Origin of the sequence: Pseudomonas sp. GW460-12-10-14-TSB1, assembly GCF_017349775.1 — a bacterium.
GTDB classification, from domain to species: Bacteria; Pseudomonadota; Gammaproteobacteria; order Pseudomonadales; family Pseudomonadaceae; genus Aquipseudomonas; species Aquipseudomonas piscium.
The window spans coordinates 1-14,704 of the sequence record NZ_JACNAC010000093.1; the positions used below are offsets into that span (position 1 = coordinate 1).

A 14,704-nucleotide genomic window follows, 5' to 3' on the forward strand; every position below is an offset into this window, starting at 1 on the left:
ACCACCAGGAACTGGCTGTAGCGATCGATGCCGTCCTTGGACAGTTCAAGCCCTGTCTCGCCCATGCGCGACATCCACTTGCCGTTGTCGCCACGCAGGGAAATCTGCCCGCTGGCGGTGTCGATGGCATAGGAGAACTGGCAGTACTGATCGATGCTGTCCTTGGACAGTTCAAGCCCCGTCGCCCCCATCCGCGACATGAACTTGTTGGTGTCGCCCTGCAACGCCAGCTTCTTGTCGTTGCCGATCTGGATCAGGGTGACCCTGAACTTGCAGTACTGGTCGATGGCGCCCTTGGAGAGTTCGAGCCCTGTCGCCCCCATCCGCGACATGTAGTTGCCCGAGTCGCCGCGTAGCGAGATGACAGTACCGTTTTCAATCACACGTTGAGGAAGAACGATCATGGTTGGCACTCCTTGCTGATTGGGTAGGTTCCCTGGTGTAACCGCAGAGGCAGCAATGCCTTGGCAACTCATGACCGTGCTCATCCCGGAGGGATATTCGACGCCCCTGGATTGCCTGCCGCAGGCGCAGTGTAGTCGAGCCTTTGCCGGCTCCCGGGGCGCCCGGGAGACAACTGGACCAGCGGTTACCGTGGCCCTGTCACCCTCAGATCAAAGCGCTATGCACGGCGAAATGCAGACAACCCGGGGCTATAAAAAACCACGGATCAGCAAGGCTCCGAAGAGCCAGCAAACGAGTGCCGGACCGCTCCACGGGCTGGGCCGTGAAGCCGGTCGTAGCAGCAGGTTTCAGTCCTGCTTGGGGTTCATGTACAGCGAGAAATTCTCGATGTAGTCGGTGAGGTTCTCTTCCATCATCAGGCGGAATTCCTCGACAAAATAATCCACAGCCTGCTGCTTGGCCGCTGCCAGTTCTTCGGCGTTGCGGCAACCGCAGGCGCTGACCCAGGCGGCAAACCGCGAGTTGGCGTACATCAGCGAGGCACTGGCCTTGCCGCGACTGCTGTCGCTGATATGGGTGTTTGCCAGTTCGATGATGGCATCGGCGCGGTTGTAGAAGTCCTGATCCGATTCGTTGGCCAAGGGGCGTTCCTCTTGAGTGTTAGGCATAAAGAAAGCCGGCGAGTATAAGAGCCTCGCGCCCAACCATCGACGGCTTTCGCTGCCTCGCGCCTTGCCGTACTCAGCCCGGCCAGTGCCGCGCCAGCACCTGCGCCACCTGCGGATGGCGGTCGATGCGCTCCAGCAGCGTGCAGAACTCGGGCCGTTCGCGCCGCAGATGCTCGCGCGTGCCGGACCAGCGCGACACCACTGCCGCCTGGAAATCCAGGGCCGCCAGGGGGGAACCGCTGGCGTACAGCTGCGTCGCGAACTGATCGGCGAATACCTCCCAGTTGCGGTGCAGGCGCTCCCGGGCCGCGTCCCGCACCCGCTCCTTCAGCGCGTCATCGGCGCCCTGCAGCCAGCGCTCCGGGTAATCGATCACGCCGATCGCCGAGTAGCAATTGGCGGCGATAAACACCAGCCCGCGAATCGCCTGCGCCCGGGCGCCCTCATCCGCGGGCAGCAGCGCCGAGCGCGGATAACGCAAGCCCAGCTCGATCAGGATCGCCGCGCTCTCGGTGAGAATGCTGCCATCCGGCAGTTGCAGGGTCGGGATCTGTTTCAGCGGATTGAGCCGCGCCAACTCGTCGGCCCCGGGCGACGGCGTCCAGGACGAGGCTTCGACGATGCGGTACGGCACCTGGCAACACTCCAGGGCGATCTCGACGATGGCCGAGCCGGAGCCTTGTGTCCCATAAAGTTGATACATGATCATCCCCTCGCTTGACTGGGCCTTGCGTCTGACGGGTTGCTTACGTGGCTCGCTCCTTCCAAGGCTGGAAGTCCGCGAGGCGATAGTTCGGATGCTGATTGATCGCCTCGGCCGGCACTCGCAGAACAGTCCCACGGTAGCTCAGAAGATAGGTGTAATTGCCATACAGGATCTTGCGCTCGGGGTCCGGATGCGCCTTGAGGAAGGCTTGGTGGTCGGGATAACCAGTGGGGTCCGGGAAGAGTGCCAACTTATCGAATATCACCACATCCTCGGCAATGTTCTCCTGGGCCATATCGAACAGATAACGGGGCCGCTTGATATTCATCGAGGGTAACCCTGGGCCGCTAGCGACCAACCCATCCAGCTTGTTATCCAGATGCCCGAATATCGCACGATAAGCGCTTACGAGCAGAGCCCGTTGATAAAGGTTCAGCGGTTCGGGAGCCTGCATGCGCCGCACCAGGAAATAGATCAAGCGGTTGAGCAGCCCGAAGCGCTCGATCTCCAGACGTATTCCGGCCTTTACCTGCAAGAACTTGCCGCAAGAGGAAAACCGGGTCTTGTGATGGACAAGCTTGTTGCGGACGGTGATTGCGTAATCGAAGACCATGATCTCGATATGCCTGAGCAACGGATCGGGCTGCCGGTTCTTGCGGCGGAAAATATTCAGTTTTTCATGGAACAACTTATCGCTCGTCCCGTACTGCTGGTCGACCATCAGGTCCAGGTAGTCGAAGACCACGGGGAACATCGAAAGATGCTCATGGCTGTCCAGCGACTTGCGGACCAATGAGGGGTGATAGCGGACTGCATCGACATAGCTATGCGACGTCCCGTCCTTGATCGTGGTTTTCTGCCGGTAAACCGCCAGGTCATTGGCGATATCGAACCCCTGCAACAGCTGTTCGGTAAGGCGCAGTTTCTTCTGCAAAAAGACTTCAGTGAAATTCATCAAATACGCTCTTCAATAGTCCGCCAGCGCAGACATTCCGTTCAATGACGCTGAGATAGAACCTCAACGCGCAGCACTGCGTGAGTGCTCGTCGAACACTCGATACGCACCGGCAAAAACGCCTCGATCACCCGGATATTGCTTTGCAGGTGCTCGGTCATGCACGGGGTGGTGAAGCTCCCGCCACCGGCCAGGGCCATGGGCAGCAGCAGTTGATCGGCCAGGTGCTCGGCCACCGCGGCACCGGAGTCCATCCAGTCCCGGGTCTGGTCGATGGCCCGATCAGCCACGCTTTCGGCCCGCAGGCTGCTCTGGCCAAACCCGCTGAACAGCTCGGTCAGGTGTTCGCAGACGAACTCCAGCAACAGCACGTTGCCCGGGCCGCATTGCTCATCCAACCGCACCGGGCTCAGGTGTTCCCGAGGCAGCTTCAGGCGAGTGCCGACCCGGCGCAATTCGCGTTCCGCCACATGTTCCGGCAGGCCGGCACTCAAGGCCCAGGCCCGACGCCCGAGCAGTTCGCCCCGCTGTTCCAGGTGCAGGGGTTGCAGGGTCGAGGGCTGGATAAAAGCTTCCAGCTCGCCGCCGCCGGCGGGAACGAAGCCATGGCGCAGCAGCTGCAACTCCACCTGCCCGCCCATGCGCCGCAGTTGCGGCAGCCAGGCCTGCTGGAGGAAATCCACCGGTGGCGCCAGCGGGTTGTGGGTGCCGCCGCTGATGCTCACGCGGCTGGGCTCCAGAGCCTGCAACAGGGCTGGCAGCAGGGTCTGCAACACCAAGGTGCAGCTGCCGGCGGTGCCGATGGCGAAGCGGTAGTCGCCGCCGCGAATCGGCCCCGGCTCGAAGGTCAGCTCCCGGGAGCCCAGCTCGGCGCCCAAGACTCTGGCCGCGCAGACCTGCGCCGCCGCCAGCACCGCGGTCAGGTGCTGGCGCAGCAGCCCCGGGCGACTGCGCCGGACCCGTATGTTGTGGATGCGCAGGGTCTTGCCGGTGAGCATCGACAGGCTCAGGGCACTGCGCAGGACCTGGCCGCCGCCGATGGCGCCGTCCAGTTCGATGACATCCTGTTTCATTACATTCCTCAGGCATAACGCCGGACAGTGTCTCGCAAGTAGTCGTCCAGCAAAGCGTTGTCTTGATGGGTGCGCGCCAGCTTGGGTACCGGGCGTTCCAGTTCAGCGGCGATAAAGGCGTGCAGCGCCGGGCGCCTCGGCCCGTAAGCGGCCTCGTCGGCGCTGCGTTTCAAGGCCAGCAACTCATCCACTTCGTCCAGCAGTGGCCGGTAATCGACGGTGCTCAGCAGGTCGGCGAAGGTCATCGGCGGCCGGCCGCGCCCCTGATCGATCCAGCGCACCGCCAGCAACGGCCGGAGCACGTAGAAGTACTTCTTGAACCGCACGCTGTCGCCTTGCAGGTAACCGCGAAAGTTCTTCCTGGCCATCGACAGGTAATGATTGCGCGCCGCCGGCGGGCTGTAGAAGGCCTCCGCCAGCTCGCGCAGGCGTGCGGTTGCCGCCGGCTCGCTGCGATACACCAGGGGCGAATCCAGCCACTCCAGCAGGGTCGGGTTGGACTTGCGCAGCAACCCCAGGGTCTTGCGCAGTTCCCAGCCGCTGATGTCCAGCTCGTCATCCAGCGGCCGCTCGATCACGTCCCGCCCGGCGTCCACCTGGATGAACCACTCGGGCTTCTCCACATAGACGAAACGCACATCGTAATCGCTGTCGGTGGAGGCAAAACCCCAGGCCCGACTGCCCGATTCGCAGGCATACAGCACCCGCACATTACGCTCGCGCTCGATCCGCGCCAGCTCATCCAGTACCCGTTCGCGCATGGCGCTGCTCAGCGGGTGACGCTCATGAAGTTCCATGGTTCCTTGTCCTGTTCAATCGGCGATCGCCAGCCGCTTCTCGCACTGGCCTGATCGCCCTCTTCATTCACAACAGGCGCTTGACCGATCCCCGAGGCACGTCGCCGGCCTCCTCCATTGCCTGTAACCGTTGCGCCAGTGCTTCTCGTAGTGGCTTGGGGGTCACCGGGTCGAACATCGCGTAGCGGGCATCGCACCAACGGGCCAGGGCCTCGCGCCAATAAGCCGCCTCGCTGCCCGCCTGATCCAGGCGATGCAGCAGGTACTCCAACTGGCGCCAGCCCGGCTTGAGCCCCAGCAAGGCCCAGCGCCGCGCCTTCGGCAGCCCATGCCAATGCTGGTCCAGACGCTGCTCCAGAGTCTCCTCGAACGCCGCCCAGGGCTGCTCGCGCAACAGGCCGAGGGCGCAGTCGAAGACCTTGTCCGACGGATCGTCCAGGGCCGCCAGTTGCTGGGCCAGGCCACGCTCGCCAAGGGCTTGCAGGGCCAGCAGGCGCACGGTCAGCGCCTTGGAGGCCAGGGCCTGTTGCAGCATGGCGTCGGCCTGTGGCTCCTGCAGTTCCTTGGCCAGCCCCAGCAGGCCCAGCCACTCGCGCTTGTTCAGCGGTGCCGGCTCGAGCAGCCGGGCCAGCAATACCTCCCGCGGGTCGAGCCGGTGGCGCGGCGCCGCCCAGCGGGCCAGGCAACGCAGGGCCACCGAAGGGTCCAGCAAGGCCTGGCGCAGATGCGCGCCCGGGTCGGCCAGCAACGGCAGCAACAGCCGCAGGGCCTTGACCCGCACACTGGCGCCGCAACGGCGCATCACCTCTTCCAGCAAAGGCACCGCCTGCTCGTCGGGCAGTTCGGCGCAGGCATCCACCGCCATCTGCCGCACGCTGACCTCGGGGTGGCGCAACGCCATGGCCAGCAGCGCCGGCCGGTCCTCGACACCCTTGAGCAACAGCTCGAAGACAAAGCGCGCGGCCTTGCCCCGGCAATCGCCAAAGGCCCCTTGCACTTCGTCACGCACCTGGGCCAGTTGCAACACCGCAGTGGCCCGCTCCAGGGTCGCGCCGTGGTCGGCCCGCTGCTTGCTGGTAAGGGCCAGCAACGGTGCCAGGGTCTGCAACAGCAGCCCGGCGTGCTCCGGCGCCCAATACGCCTCGACTGCCGCGGCCGCCTCCTGGCGAACCTGGGGCACCCAATCGTTGAGGCGCTCCAGCAAGGCGGCCAGGGCCTCTGCCGAAGGCTGTGCGGCCAGGCCGCGTACCGCGGCCTGACGCACGAACCCGTTGCCGAAGCGGCTCAGTTCCAGCCAGGCGCTGTGCCTGTCCAGGGTATCCATCACCTCCCGCACCCGGCGGGCTTCGTAGTCGCTCAGCTGGTCATGCCAACTGGGCGGGGCCGCTATCAATGCGTCCATGTCGTCCATTGTTCTACCCCTTGACGCACACCACCTGACGCAGGGTGTGCAGCACTTCCACCAGCTCGCGCTGGGCGTGCATGACTTGGTCGATGTCCTTATAGGCCATCGGAATTTCATCGATCACCGCGGTGTCCTTGCGGCACTCCACATGGGCAGTGGCGCGGATCTGGTCGGCCAGGGTGAAGGTGTTCTTGGCCTTGGTGCGGCTCATGGTGCGCCCGGCCCCGTGGCTGCAGGAGCAGAACGCCTCCTCGTTGCCCAACCCGCGAACGATGAAGCTCTTGGCGCCCATCGATCCCGGAATGATCCCCAGCTCGCCCTTCTTCGCCGACACCGCGCCCTTGCGGGTCACCAGCACCTCTTCACCGAAGTGGCGCTCCTTCTGCACGTAGTTGTGGTGGCAGTTCACGGCCTCCAGTGCCACCTCGAAAGGTTTGCGGATCACCTGGCGGGTGGCCTGGATCACCAGTTGCATCATCAGTTCACGGTTGTGCCGGGCGAAGTCCTGGGCCCAGGCCACGGCCTCGACGTAATCGTCGAAGTGCCGGCTGCCTTCCTCGAAGTAGGCCAGGTCGCGGTCCGGCAGGTTGGCGATGTGCTGGCGCATGTCCGCCTGGGCCAGGTGAATGAACAGGTTGCCGATGGCGTTACCCACGCCACGGGAACCACTGTGGAGCATGAACCAGACCCGGTTAGCCTCATCCAGGCAGACCTCGATGAAGTGGTTGCCGCCGCCGAGGGTGCCCAGGTGCTGGCGGTTGTTGCTGTTGGCCAGCGCCGGGTACTTGTCGGTGATCGCCTTGAAGCGTGGCTGCAAGGTCGCCCAGGCGTGGTCGGCCTGGCGCGGCACGTCGCCCCAGGCGCCCTTGTCGCGACCGCTGCGCGGCGAAGTACGGCCGTGGGGCACCGCCTGTTCGATGGCGCTGCGCAGACCGTGCAGGTTATCCGGCAGGTCGGCAGCGGTCAGCGAGGTGCGGGCGGCGATCATGCCGCAACCTATATCCACCCCGACCGCCGCCGGGATGATCGCACCCAGGGTGGGGATCACGCTGCCGATGGTCGAGCCCTTGCCCAGGTGCACATCCGGCATCACCGCCAGGTGCTTGAAGATGAACGGCATCTTCGCGGTGTTCATCAGTTGCTGGCGGGCTTCGTTTTCCACGGGCACGCCCTGGGTCCACATCTTGATCGGCTTGCCGTTGGCGACTTCCAGCAGTTGGTAGGTCTTGTGTTCCATGTTCCTGACTCTTTTTTCTGTGGTCGAAAATCCGACCTTGTTCGGTGGCCGGTGGTCCGGCATAAACGGCGACCAGTGAAGGTGAAACATGCAGCGCGCTCTGCCACTGAGCTAGCCCCTTGCGGTTGGCGGGAATCGAACCCGCGACCACGCTGTCCTGTAGTTCCACCGGCATTCGCCGGGTCAATCGGTGCAGGCCGGGCCTGCGGGCAGCGACAAGAGAACAGGCACATTCGCTCTACCGACTGAGCTACAGCCTTGCGGCTGGCGGGGCTCGAACCCGCGACACCTTGTAGTACCTGTGGCATTCGCTGCCATCCCGCTCGGGCGGGAGAAAAACCTGCGACGACAAGGGTCGATGAAACAGTGCACTCGTGTTCTGACCTTTGAACTACGGCGTCTTTTCAGGCACCGGCGGGACTCGAACCCGCATCACGAGTCTGGGATGTAGTTCCATCAGCATTCGTCGCTGAAACTGCAAAAAAGGTGGCACGACAAAGGAAGTGACTGATCGCCGGAATCGAACCGGCATAACCATGATGTACAGCCACTGGCATTCGTGCCTTCACAGGCCCTGACAAGATTTGCTGAGACGTCTTTGGATGTAGTCACAGCGGCATTCGGGGCCGATGAATAAAAATTCTTCGGCGTGCGCCGGGTGAGCGGCACACGGTTTATCTCATGTCTTGCCGATCAGGGCGCCATCGCCTCGATCGCCTCGACCCAGTGCTGCGCACCGTAGTTGCCCGCGGTGAACTGCTGGACCACATCGAACACCGCGTCACTGAAGCCGCCGACGTTGAGGATGTCCTCGCGGTCCGGCGCCTGGGTGGTGGCCCCGGGTTGCATATCGATGCACACCAGCCGCGCCTGCGGGTTGATGGCCTTGATCCGCTCCCACTGGCGCAGGGTTTCAGTCGCCCCATGGCGCCGCGCATCGATCCACGACTCGTTGTCCGAGACCAGGATCAGGGTGTCCACCTTGCACTTGGCGTTGGCCAACTGTGCCAGGGGCGCCGAGCAGTTGGTTCCGCCACCGCCGATGGCCGCCAGTTTCTGCGCATTGCTCATCACGCTGTCCCGCGGGTTGAGGCGGATATCCACCACCCCCACCTCGAACGGCATGACCCGCGCCGCCGGCTGCTTGCGCAACACCGCTGCCGCCACCAGTGCCGCCACATCGATGCAACGCACCGCCGTGGTGGCGCCCTGGCGATAACCGGTGACCGGGCTGTGCATCGACCCCGAGACATCCGGGCACACCACCACCGCGCCTTGCAGCGCCGGCACGTTGGCCAGCGACAGCTCCAGGGCATCCTGCAACGCCTCGCGCACCGGCTGCGGCACCTCGTCCCCGGCCATGCGGTAGGCCGCCAGCAACTGGTACGGGTAGACCCGGGCCTTGGCCACTTCGGCGGCATCCACCAGCCGCGCCGCCACATATTCGGTGCAACCCGGCACCTGGAACGCACCATGGCGGGCCAGGGTGTTGAGGTTCATGCGCAGCCCCTGCCAGCCCATATTGTGCGCCTGTTCGGCCCATTGCTCGCGGCTCAGGGTTTCGTTGCCGAGCAACTGGAACGGCACCTGCGGCACAGCCCTGGTCGCACCGCTGCGAAAGGCCAGCAAGGCGCGGGTCAGCTCGGGCAGCGCCTGCGCATCCACCGGCTTGCCGATCAACCAGGCGAAGAAGGCTGCGCGCCAGGCCTCGCTTGGCTTGGGGTGAACCATCTTGACCACGTCCGCCAGCGACGGCTGGTTGCCCACCGCAGCCTGCAACAGTTGGCGTTCGGTGGCGCTGTTCAACCAGTTCTGCACCAGGCGCTTGGGCTGCGAACCCAGGGATTTACGCCCGGTCGCCCCGCTGCGCAGGATCTGCACGAAGTTGCGCAGCATCTTGCCGTTGTCCACCACCTGGGCAAACAGCTCCGGCACCAGGGCCGAGCGTTGCGCGGTCAGCGCCGCCAGCAGCAAGGCCGGCATGTCTTTCATATGACCCTGTTGCCGAGCGTAACGCGCGGCCTGGACGACGAAACGGCTGTCGACTTCGCTCACCAGCTGCAGCACCGCTTCCAGCTGACCTTCAGGCGAGGTGTAGAAGGTCGAGTTCAGGCAACCGGTCACCGCCAGTTGGGCCAGGCGGTGCTTGGCGTTGTAGGCATAGGCCGGGGCCTGGGCAGCGTTCAGGGTGTCGCTCGCCGGCGCTTTTGCCTGTTGGGTGTTGAACAGCTGGAAGTTGGCCATCTTGGCGTCTCGCTCTGTTGTCTTGTTCGTTGCCAGAGAGATTGCAGCCGCTGTGCCAGTTTTATTCTTTCCTGCGAATTATTTTTTAACTAATTGATTTATAACTATTTTATTTTTAAATCATTTTTCCTTTGCGAGTCTTCGAGACAAAGCCGCCGATAATTTTATATCTTTGTTTATCGCTTTTTATCTTCAGGTATAAACATGTTGGGCAAGCCCACGGTCGCCATAGGTTTTGTCGGTTCCACCCTCGATCGCGTCGGCAAGGGCGCTAACCGCTGGAGCCACTGGCGCCCCAGCGTCGGCCTGTGCCAGCAGCAGGACGTGCTGATCAATCGCCTGGAGCTGATCCACGGCCTGGACGCTCGGGACGTCAGCCTGGCCGAGCGGGTGGCCAACGACATTCGCCAGGTATCGCCGCAGACCGAGGTGCGCCTGCACCCCATGGGCCTGAAGAACCCCTGGGACTTCGAGGAGGTGTACGGCGCCCTGCACGACTTCACCAGCGCCTACCCCTTCGACACCGAGCGCGAGGACTACCTGGTGCACATCACCACCGGGACCCACGTGGCACAGATCTGCTGGTTCCTGCTGACCGAGGCGCGCTACCTGCCGGCACGGCTGATCCAGACCTCCCCGGCGCGGCGCCGCGACCCGGAGCAGCACGCCACCGGCACCCACGCCCTGATCGACCTCGACCTGTCGCGCTACGACCGCATCGCCTCGCGCTTCGCCGGCAAGCGTCTGGAGGGCCTGGCCTTCCTCAAGTCGGGGATCGCCACCCGCAACGCCGCGTTCAACCGCTCCATCGAACAGATCGAGCGGGTGGCCCTGCGCTCCAGGGCACCGATGCTGCTGATCGGCCCCACCGGTGCCGGCAAGTCGTTCCTGGCCCGGCGCATCTATGAACTCAAGCGCGGCCGACATCAGGTCCAGGGACGTTTTGTCGAGGTCAACTGCGCCACCCTGCGCGGCGACGGCGCCATGTCGGCCCTGTTCGGGCATATCAAGGGCGCCTTCACCGGCGCCCAGAACGCCCGCGATGGCCTGTTGCGGGCGGCGGATGGCGGCATGCTGTTTCTCGACGAGATCGGCGAACTGGGGCTCGACGAACAGGCGATGCTGCTCAAGGCTATCGAGGAAAAACGCTTCTTCCCCATGGGCTCGGACAAGGAAGTGGACAGTGACTTCCTGATCATCGCCGGCACCCACCGCGACCTGCGCGGCCGGGTGGCCCAGGGCCTGTTCCGCGAGGACCTGTATGCGCGGATCAACCTCTGGACCTTCAACCTGCCGGGGCTCGCCGGGCGGCGCGAGGACATCGAGCCGAACATCGATTTCGAACTGGAACGCCACGCCCGGGAACAAGGGCGCCTGGTGCGCTTCAACCTCGAGGCGCGGCGGCGCTACCTGGCCTTTGCCAGCTCCAGCGAGGCGGCGTGGCTGGGCAACTTCCGCGAGCTGTCGGCGTCCATCACCCGCATGGCCACCCTGGCCGACAGCGGGCGCATCGACGAAGCCCAGGCCGAGGAAGAAATCGAGCGGCTCCGTTATGCCTGGGGCTTGAGCCAGGAGCAGGATCCCTTGGCCAGCCTGCTGGGCGACACGGCCGAACTCGACCTGTTCGACCGCCTGCAATTGCAGGCGGTGATCGAGGTCTGTCGCCAGGCCGACAGCCTGTCCGATGCCGGACGCAAGCTGTTTGGCGTGTCCCGCCAGACCAAGGCCCAGCCGAATGACGCCGACCGCCTGCGCAAATACCTGGCGCGCTTCGGCCTGGAGTGGAAGCAGATTGTCGAAGCAGCAGGCTGAGCCGCGCCGTCGCAACACCTGCTCTCAAGCACCCTGCGCCGGCACCGCGAACACCGCATTGGCCCTGGCCACCACCCGCTCGCCGACCTGCAGGGTGACGGTGGCAAAGGCCATCTGCCGGCCGCGCTTGGAATGCTCCAGGCGCACGTCGATCCATTCGCCGACCTGCACCGCGCCGAGGTAGTCCAGGTGCATGCTGGCGGTGATCAGCGGCAGCGGTGGGTCGCTGGCAAAGGCCATGGCGTAGCCCATGCCGATATCGGCCAGGGTGGCGAGGATGCCACCGTGCACGGTGCCACGCCCGTTGGCGTGACGGCTGTCGGCGCGCAGGCCGATCTCCAGCTGCAGGCCGCTGCCACGGCAATACACCGGGCCGATCAGCTCCAGCAGCGGGCTGCTGCGGGACAAGGGGGCATAACCTTCGGGTAACTCGGGCGTGCTCATGGCGGGTCTCCGTTGCCGATGGCGATGGCGATGACAGGGGGCGCGGGTCATCGATCCCCGAGGTGTACCCCGATGCGGCACCCGCGCCCAGCCGTATCCATCCGGCAAATCCCTGGCGATAAGCCACGGCGACACCACATCCTCGCCCCTCATGGGGCAATCGACGATAAGATACGCAGCCGTCCGGCCAGCCCCGGGCACGATCATTTATTTCAAGGAGCGACCATGCACCCTCAGGACGACACCCCTACTCCGCTGCGCAGCCTCGCCGTGGTGCTGCTCAGCACCCTGCTGGCTGCCTGTTCCCCCAGCGATCACTCGTCCTCAGTCGCGGTCGGCGGTGCCCAGGGCAAGGCCGGCGCGCAACTGGCCTACGAACATGAACTGAGCCTGTCGCTGCCCTCGGCGCAGATCGCGCCGCGCCTGGCCGCCACCCGCGAAGCCTGCGAAAACGCCAAGTTCGGCGCCTGCAATATCCTGCGCCTGCAACAAGGCCAGTATCACGCCCAGGTGGTCCTGCGCATCGTGCCCGACGGTGTCGAACCGATAGTGGCGCTGGCCGCCCAGGGCGCTGAAATCGGCGAGCGCATCACCAGCGCCGAAGACCTGGCCGACGCCGTGGCCGATGTGCAGCGCCAGCAGGAGCGGCTCAAGGCCCAGCAGCAACGCCTCGACCAACTGGCGGCGCGCAAGGACATCACCGTCAGCGACCTGATCGCCCTGAGCAAGGAACAGGCGAGCATCGAGAACGACCTGCAGGCCCTGGCCCAGGCCGCCGCCGGGCACCAGCGGCGGCTCGACACCAACCGCCTGACCCTGAACTTCGTGCCCACCGACAGCAGCCAGCGCGGCTCGACCCTGCAACAGGCCTTCGACAACCTGCTGGACAACCTCGCCTACGGCACCGCCGAAGCCCTGGAGAAAGGCAGCTACGTGCTGCCGTTCCTGATCCTGGCCTTCCCGCTGGTGATGATCTGGGTCTGGCTGTGGCGCCGGTTCGTGCGCCGTCGTTGAGTCGATAGAGCGCAACCCGATAAAAAGCCCGGCCTGATGTGCCGGGCTTTTTGATGGTGGCGTTTGGCAACGGCTGGTGCCTGGGATTTTTATCGCGAGCAAGCTCGCTCCTGCAGGTAGTGCGCAAGACATGAAACATGGGCAATCGAGGACGCCGCAGCCCCCCTGTAGAAGCGATTTCGCTCGCGATCCGCGCCGCGCCCACCCCCGAAAAACTCAACGCAGGGCTCTATTTCAGGGCATCCCGCCGCTATCACTGGCGTCGATGGTCACCATCGACCCAATGAAATTCTCAAAAAAAATCCGCCGCGTAACATCTGCTCCATACCAACCAAACAACACCCCGGAGCACACCACCATGAAACGCCAAATTCTTCTCAGCATCGCTTTCTCGGTTCTTGCAGCAAACGCTTTTGCCGCGTCCTCGGCCTACCCGGTGGTTGCCGAAGGCGGCTCGGATCGCCTGATTGAAAAACGTGTCGCCGAAGGTGGCGCCGATCGCTTGATCGAACGTCGCGTTGCTGAAGGTGGTTCCGATCGTCTGATCGAACGTCGCGTAGCTGAAGGTGGTTCCGATCGTCTGATCGAACGTCGCGTAGCTGAAGGCGGTTCCGATCGCCTGATCGAACGCCGTGTAGCCGAAGGTGGCTCTGATCGTCTGATCGAACGCCGTGTAGCCGAAGGTGGTTCCGATCGTCTGATCGAACGCCGTGTAGCCGAAGGTGGTTCCGATCGTCTGATCGAACGCCGCGTAGCCGATGGTGGTTCCGACCGTCTGATCGAGCGCCGCACCGTATGATTGCTTGGTCCGCAGTACTCGAAAAAAAGCCCGGCCTTACCAGCCGGGCTTTTTTCATTTCAGGGCGTCGGGATTCTCCAATCGCTCGCCATCACCCGACTCGCCGCCCTACTCACCTCGCCATGCACCGCTGATAACGCTCATCCACCCGTTTGGCGAACCAGGCGGTGGTCAGTTTGCGGGTGATCTTCGGGCTCTCCAGCTGGATACCCGGCAGGATCTGCCGCGGCAAGGCCTTGCCCTGGGCCTGCTCGGCCAAGGCGAATACCCGTTTGTACAGCTTGGTGTCCTCGAATTCGAGACTGTTGCCCTTCTCCAGCTGGTTGCGAATGGTCGGGTTGCGCATGTCCAGGGATTTGCCCAGGGCGCGCGCCGCCAGCTCGGTGTTGCCGGGCATGATCGAGTCGTAGCGGATCAGGTCGCCGTCCAGCGCCAGGGAAATCCCCGAGGCCACGCTCAGGGCGTTCTGGAACGCGGCATTGCGGCTGGCGTACCAGCCGGCGTTGAAGTCGGCGAAGCGGTACAGCGGCTGCGGGTAATTCACCGGGTAACCGAGCAAGTGGGCGATGCCGAAGTACATGCCGCCACGCCGGCTGAACACCTCGCGTCGGATCGAGCCGTCCACGCTGTAGGGGTAATTGCGCGCCTGCTGCTCGGCGAAGTCGATGCTGACCTGCATCGGCCCACCGGTGTGCACCGGGTTGAAACCGCCGAACAGGGTCTTGCCCATGGGCACACTGCCGATGAAGTCGTCGAAGATCGTGCTCAGCTCCTTCTCCGTGCGTGCCCCAGCCAGCCGATCGCTGTAGGACTTGCCGTTCGGCGAACTCACCTGTAACGCCGCGCTGACCAGCATCGACGGCACATGCACCTTGGCCGCGCGGCGGTCGATTTCGCTGCGGGCGATCTTGCCCAGCCCAGGCACAGGCGGGTCGACCTGGTAGGTCGACTCCTGCTCGGCCACCGCCAGCACCGCGCAGAGGTTGCTCTTGCTCGGCTCGATGCCCTGGGCGGTAAAGGCCACCTGGATATCCCGGGCCCAGCCCTGGCGATCGGCGACCTTGGCCGGCAGCAGACGCGCCACCTGGGCCTGGACCTGGGCCGGGCTTGGCGCCGGCGCCTTTGAACCGAGCTGGCCGGCACCG

Annotated in this window: 14 protein-coding genes and 1 tRNA gene; 3 read left to right on the plus strand and 12 right to left on the minus strand. The window is 64.3% G+C overall.

All coding sequences use genetic code 11. The features are described 5' to 3' along the window. The 10 genes from J4D52_RS29460 to J4D52_RS29505 form a co-directional block, all read right to left on the minus strand. The coding region (locus tag J4D52_RS29460) for a hypothetical protein (protein ID WP_207272211.1) at window positions 1-404 on the minus strand (404 nt) is incomplete at its 3' end. A gap of 348 nt (window positions 405-752) precedes the next feature. Continuing rightward, a complete protein-coding gene (locus J4D52_RS29465; RefSeq protein ID WP_025804025.1) occupies window positions 753-1,046 on the minus strand; it encodes a DUF3144 domain-containing protein in 294 nt (97 codons plus the stop codon). Between the two features lie 100 nt (window positions 1,047-1,146). Further along, window positions 1,147-1,776, minus strand: coding sequence for a glutathione S-transferase family protein (locus tag J4D52_RS29470; protein WP_102678075.1), 630 nt, complete (start codon window positions 1,774-1,776; stop codon window positions 1,147-1,149). A gap of 43 nt (window positions 1,777-1,819) precedes the next feature. Then, on the minus strand, window positions 1,820-2,734 hold the full coding sequence (locus J4D52_RS29475) for a hypothetical protein (protein WP_102678070.1): 915 nt from the start codon (window positions 2,732-2,734) through the stop codon (window positions 1,820-1,822). Between the two features lie 41 nt (window positions 2,735-2,775). Further along, window positions 2,776-3,807 (minus strand): RNA 3'-terminal phosphate cyclase, encoded by a 1,032-nt coding sequence (gene rtcA / locus J4D52_RS29480; protein ID WP_102678069.1) that lies wholly within the window; start codon window positions 3,805-3,807, stop codon window positions 2,776-2,778. Between the two features lie 8 nt (window positions 3,808-3,815). Next, window positions 3,816-4,604, minus strand: coding sequence for a nucleotidyltransferase domain-containing protein (locus J4D52_RS29485; protein WP_102678068.1), 789 nt, complete (start codon window positions 4,602-4,604; stop codon window positions 3,816-3,818). Between the two features lie 67 nt (window positions 4,605-4,671). Then, window positions 4,672-6,015 (minus strand): PBS lyase, encoded by a 1,344-nt coding sequence (locus J4D52_RS29490; RefSeq protein WP_102678067.1) that lies wholly within the window; start codon window positions 6,013-6,015, stop codon window positions 4,672-4,674. 4 nt (window positions 6,016-6,019) lie between these two features. Continuing rightward, window positions 6,020-7,246: an RtcB family protein gene (locus J4D52_RS29495; protein WP_063429588.1), complete on the minus strand. Its 1,227-nt coding sequence runs from the start codon at window positions 7,244-7,246 to the stop codon at window positions 6,020-6,022. Window positions 7,247-7,369: 123 nt separating this feature from the next. After that, window positions 7,370-7,506: transfer RNA gene (locus tag J4D52_RS29500), tRNA-OTHER, on the minus strand. Between the two features lie 433 nt (window positions 7,507-7,939). Next, the gene (locus J4D52_RS29505; protein WP_063429586.1) at window positions 7,940-9,490 is read right to left on the minus strand and encodes a hypothetical protein; all 1,551 of its coding nucleotides are present in this window, start codon (window positions 9,488-9,490) and stop codon (window positions 7,940-7,942) included. A gap of 204 nt (window positions 9,491-9,694) precedes the next feature. Here J4D52_RS29505 and rtcR point away from each other — a divergent pair, with 204 nt between their 5' ends. Then, window positions 9,695-11,302 carry an RNA repair transcriptional activator RtcR gene (gene rtcR / locus J4D52_RS29510; protein WP_102678066.1) on the plus strand — a complete coding sequence of 536 codons (1,608 nt, stop codon included), beginning with the start codon at window positions 9,695-9,697 and terminating at the stop codon, window positions 11,300-11,302. A 24-nt stretch (window positions 11,303-11,326) separates the two neighbouring features. Here the strand turns inward: rtcR and J4D52_RS29515 are convergent, their stop codons facing one another. Further along, window positions 11,327-11,746 (minus strand): PaaI family thioesterase, encoded by a 420-nt coding sequence (locus tag J4D52_RS29515; RefSeq protein WP_102678065.1) that lies wholly within the window; start codon window positions 11,744-11,746, stop codon window positions 11,327-11,329. Window positions 11,747-11,971: 225 nt separating this feature from the next. On the opposite strand from J4D52_RS29515, the gene J4D52_RS29520 reads away from it, so the two are divergent. Both J4D52_RS29520 and J4D52_RS29525 read left to right on the plus strand, forming a co-directional pair. Next, entirely contained in the window at window positions 11,972-12,760 is a 789-nt protein-coding gene (locus tag J4D52_RS29520) for a DUF4349 domain-containing protein (RefSeq protein WP_102678064.1), read from the plus strand. A gap of 358 nt (window positions 12,761-13,118) precedes the next feature. Beyond that, window positions 13,119-13,559, plus strand: a complete 441-nt coding sequence (locus tag J4D52_RS29525) for a phage infection protein (protein WP_207272213.1) — start codon at window positions 13,119-13,121, stop codon at window positions 13,557-13,559. A 112-nt stretch (window positions 13,560-13,671) separates the two neighbouring features. On the opposite strand, the gene J4D52_RS29530 is transcribed toward J4D52_RS29525, so the two are convergent. Next, window positions 13,672-14,704, minus strand: a 1,033-nt coding sequence (locus J4D52_RS29530) for a DUF1615 domain-containing protein (protein ID WP_207272212.1), incomplete at its 5' end; no start/stop codon positions are given.